This is a genomic window from Abditibacteriota bacterium, assembly GCA_017552965.1.
In the GTDB taxonomy this organism is placed as follows: Bacteria; Armatimonadota; UBA5829; order UBA5829; family UBA5829; genus RGIG7931.
In genome coordinates this window covers 1-4,298 of the sequence record JAFZNQ010000085.1, presented here as the reverse complement: position 1 = coordinate 4,298, position 4,298 = coordinate 1, and the positions used below count along the sequence as shown (strand labels likewise).

The following is a 4,298-nucleotide window of genomic DNA, read 5'->3' as shown; positions in this document are numbered from 1 at the left end:
GCGTCCAGCTTCCGCCCCAGCCGGGTGCGTTCGCTGCCTTCGCCCTTCAGATAAGCGTTTCTCGCTTCCAGGGCTTTGGGGGTAAAGTGCTCCTTCACCCATTTTTCGTGGCCGGCGCCGTCTTCGCTCCACTCTATCTCCTTCAGCCTGCCTTCGGCAGGCCTGCTGTTTTTGCGCCTCTCACCCTGACACGTTCCCTTCTCCGCCGTCATCCCGGCGCACACGGCCGTGTCCTTCTCCGCCGTCATCCCGGCAGTGTGCGTTGGAGATCTGTGGGGGGACCGACGGCTGAAAGCCGTTGGGGGGTCCACGCGGCGGAAAAACAGACGCACTCCTCTCCCGTCATCCCGGCGCAAACCGCATATGTGTAATGCGTCAGCATTACGAGATTTCCGGGGAAGGGACCTCCGGAGGGGCCCGTCTGCCCTTACATTACTCTGTCGCAGACAGAGAGGGCAAATGGGAGGGGCCGGTCCTCGGCAAAAACTCAGCGAAAAACCGCCGCCCATCGCCTAAAACCGAATAAAAAATACGGTTTTGACAGTTTGCTATTGACTTCTGCGCAAATACAGGCTACAATAGTATTGAACCTGAATATCGGGAGGCACATCATGAAGCTGCAGGATGGAAAAGGGATCCGGACATATCGTCCCACTGACAATCAATACGAAATACAGTCCTTCTTTTCGGAAGAACACGCCAAGGAACTTCCTGACGTCAGAATAAAGAAAGCCGTGCTCAACAACTTCAAGAACGTAGAGCACGGGGAGATCGTTTTCAAGTCCGGACTGGATAGCTGCGAGTCGGATCTGCTGGGTATTTACGGCCAGAACGGCTCCGGAAAAACAGCGTTTATCAAAGCTCTTTCGCTCCTGAAATGCCTGATGTCCGGCAAAAGCCTGGTGTTCATCAACCCGACGAATGAATATGGCGATTCCGTCACTGTGGGCAAAGAATTTGCACAGCTGGAATATGTATTTGAGCTGCTATACCCGGACGGAAAACAACGTGAAGCCACCTATTCCTTTTGCCTGAGGAGCAGGTACAAATCACCCGATGAGATCAGAGCTGACTACAGCGGTATCTCTGAAGACATGATCCCGAAAACAGAAAAGGAAGTAGAGGTATTCAACGAAAGGTTTTATCTGCAGTGGGAAGATTCTCCCAAACGGCAGCTGATCATAGACTCATCATCCGAAGATAACGCATTCGTCCCCGACACAAAGCGGAAAATTCTTGCCGGCAAAGGCAAAAAAGCAATGATCGATCTGGAGGTCAACAAACAGTTCGCCGTCAGGACACCCATGTCGTTTATCTTTCAGAGAGAGACCCTGGCCCTCTTCAAAGCCCACGATGCTAACAACGTATTCTACAAGGTGCTGGTCGAGCTCAGCCTGTATGCCGAAAAGTACTTGTTTGTTTTAGACTACACGTATTCCGCTCCGGACCCATTACACGCTCTTTTGCCGGTCATAGGGAAAAACACCGGGATAAACCTAGCCCTGCAGTGGACGACGATAGCTGATGCCGGTCTTCCGATTCTGACCCAAATAGTGGACAACATCAGTCTCGTTCTCGGTCAGTTGGTGCCGGGCCTGTCTTTGGGAATAAAAGAATTATCCAGGACACTGGCAATTAACGGCGAGCCGGCATCGGACATTATGTTTGTGACCCGCAGAGACGGAAAGGAACTGCCCTTAAAGTGCGAGTCCGACGGAATACTCAAGATAATATCCGTGCTTCTCCTGATCGTCGCCGCCTTCAACGACCCCTCGGTCACCGTCGCCATAGACGAGTTTGACTCCGGCGTCTATGAATACCTGCTGGGGGAGATACTTCAGGCGCTGGAGGAATCGGGAAAAGGACAGTTTATATTCACGTCCCACAACCTGCGGCCCCTGGAGGTCATCAACAAGAAGTTTTTGTATTTCACAACCACCAACCCCGGGAACAGGTATTTTCGGCTGAAAAACATCGCCGCCACCAACAATCTGCGAGACACCTATTTCCGTGAGATCATCATGAACGAGCAGGACGAAGAGCTGTACTGCCGGACCAAGCGGCACAAGATAGTGGCGGCCATCAAAAAAGCCGGAGGACTTTACTGATGGCCCAAAAGCCCAAAAGAAAAATAAAACTTTTTCTCGTCGAAGGAAAATCTGAACTGGAAGCCCTTCGAAATGCAATATCCGAGATATACGATCAAACAGACCCATCTGTATATGTCCGTTTTCTTGTCAGGTCCGAAAATGCCACGGACGAAAGCGGCAATCACATTATTGCAGAGAGGGGCGGAGACGTCACCGCCATAGGCGACCCAACGAATATAGAAAAATACATTTACACCATGTTGCTGAAAAGCTTCTTTGACGAGGAAAAGCTATTGCCGAAGGACATCTCGGAAATAATACAGATCACGGATCTCGACGGCGCCTACGTCCCGGAAAACAGCATTAAAGAGGATAAGAGATTGTCGAAGATCCGCTACGAAGAAAACCGTATACTGTGTAAAAACAAAGGGGAAATTATACTGCGAAACGAGCGAAAGAAGAAGAACCTGGACTATCTGACGTCAAAAACAGCGATAAAGGTCAGAAAGCTGTCGATACCCTACCGCCTGTATTATTTTTCTTCAAACCTGGATCACTTTCTGCATCATGAAGCAAATCTCGACCCTTTGGAGAAGGTGAAAAAGGCAGAAGAATACTCTGAGCAGTATCTCAACGCCCCGGAGGAGCTTGCCCGAAAGATCACAAACGACCCGGGTGCGGTAAAGGGAAAGAGCTATGAAGAGTCATGGGAGTATATCAAAAAAGGGACCAACTCCCTCAGCAGACATACTAATCTGAACATACTGCTCGACGAGTTGCTGGCGCAAGCGGGCTCCTGAGGCATATTCACAGAGCGCAGCCGGACCCTCCGATAGCATTTTTATTCGCCCCGCTATACGGCCGTTCTCATTTGCCGTCTCCGGCAGAGCCGGAGCAAGGTAACGGCAAATGATCCCGGCCCGGATCTCAAAGCGCAAACGGCCAAACGCCGGAGCGTTTGACATAAGCCGTTTACGCAGAGATGACACGCGGGGCTGGCGAAGCACCCGCCACCGCCGGGAGGACAAAAGATTTCCCTCTGCAAAATCAGAGATATTGCAGAGGGAAAACAGTCCCTCGGTTCACCGAATAAATCTCAGGAGCCCCGGATCATCGTACAGGGCCCTGACCCGCGGACTTCCCCTTTTCAGAACGTCCTTTTCTATGATTCTTTTATACGCTCCCGCGGCCTCCGACAGCTCGTAGTCTCCATTGTACTCATCTATAGTGAGCGTGCGTCCCCTGTCCACCGGCACTCCCAGCATCTCCAGGGCTATTCTGTCCGTCGTAAGCGACAGCGGTTCTGCCTTTCCCTGTTTTTCCAGCCTTTCGTTCCGGCTTTTCTCTGCCAGGTAACCCTCCGGGAAGCGCTCCCTGATCCACGTGTCGGGGTCTTCTCCTTCGGGACACCATTCTATTCCCTTCAGGGTGCATCCGGTTTTCCTGCGCTCATAGTCGATGACGGCTTCTCCCTGTCTGTGGTACACGGAATATGCCTTAGTCTTAAAGATCACGTATTCCTGCAGATCCAGCAGCACGAAGACGGAATATCTCTCCACAAAGGAGGTCTTTTTGGTGATCTTGCCGCCGAATTTCCTGGCATTGGCAACGACCCTGTCGGGCAAATAGGCCGTATATCTTTCCTTCAGTTCCTTTTCGGCGCACTGGTCCAATATATACTCAAAGGTTTGTTCATAGCGCGGCGGCGGTGGGGAACCCCAAACCATACCGTCATCGAGCTTATACATGCGTATCTCTTGTTTGAATAATACTATGGTCATCAACGCCGACAGAATAATGACAAATGCCAGCAGCAGCTTCAGACAAGCCTTCAATGCTGTTTTCATGATCTTCTTTCCTCCATCGGTCTGTCGCAGAGAACACAGAGCTCCCGAGGGGCGCAGCCGGGGGCCCGCTCAGTCCTTCTTTTTCAGAGTTCCCTCTTCCAGCACCTCTGTATCAAACTTGTAGGTATCGGGGGTGTCGCCGGACTCTATGGTCCTGATGATCTTGTATTTTCCGGTGTCTCTGTCTATCTCCAGCAGGTTTTCGGGCTCCACCGGCGCCCCCATCAGCCTCGCAGCCTTTGCGTCCAGCTTCCGCCCCAGCCGGGTGCGTTCGCTGCCTTCGCCCTTCAGATAAGCGTTTCTCGCTTCCAGGGCTTTGGGGGTAAAGTGCTCCTTCACCCATTTTTCGTGGCCGGCGCCG

General features: G+C 52.0%; 5 protein-coding genes. 2 read left to right on the top strand and 3 right to left on the bottom strand.

From position 1 onward, the window contains the following. A partial coding sequence (locus tag IK083_07495) for a hypothetical protein (protein MBR4749395.1) occupies window positions 1-248 on the bottom strand: 248 nt, incomplete at its 3' end. A gap of 363 nt (window positions 249-611) precedes the next feature. Here IK083_07495 and IK083_07490 point away from each other — a divergent pair. Both IK083_07490 and IK083_07485 read left to right on the top strand, forming a co-directional pair. Then, window positions 612-2,108 (top strand): AAA family ATPase, encoded by a 1,497-nt coding sequence (locus tag IK083_07490; protein MBR4749394.1) that lies wholly within the window; start codon window positions 612-614, stop codon window positions 2,106-2,108. Further along, complete coding sequence (locus IK083_07485) at window positions 2,108-2,890, top strand: hypothetical protein (protein ID MBR4749393.1); 783 nt, start codon at window positions 2,108-2,110, stop codon at window positions 2,888-2,890. Before IK083_07490 ends, IK083_07485 begins: the two co-directional genes overlap by 1 nt. A 282-nt stretch (window positions 2,891-3,172) precedes the next feature. Here the strand turns inward: IK083_07485 and IK083_07480 are convergent, their stop codons facing one another. Then, window positions 3,173-3,937 carry a hypothetical protein gene (locus IK083_07480; GenBank protein ID MBR4749392.1) on the bottom strand — a complete coding sequence of 255 codons (765 nt, stop codon included), beginning with the start codon at window positions 3,935-3,937 and terminating at the stop codon, window positions 3,173-3,175. Between the two features lie 69 nt (window positions 3,938-4,006). Next, window positions 4,007-4,298 (bottom strand): hypothetical protein (locus IK083_07475; GenBank protein ID MBR4749391.1); only part of this gene is annotated, 292 nt, incomplete at its 5' end.

Excerpts from the sequence above, each read along its gene's own strand:
- IK083_07480 (MBR4749392.1), bottom strand. The coding sequence starts at position 3,937 with ATGAAAACAGCATTGAAGGCTTGTCTGAAGCTGCTGCTGGCATTTGTC.
- IK083_07490 (MBR4749394.1), top strand. The coding sequence starts at position 612 with ATGAAGCTGCAGGATGGAAAAGGGATCCGGACATATCGTCCCACTGAC.
- IK083_07485 (MBR4749393.1), top strand. The coding sequence starts at position 2,108 with ATGGCCCAAAAGCCCAAAAGAAAAATAAAACTTTTTCTCGTCGAAGGA.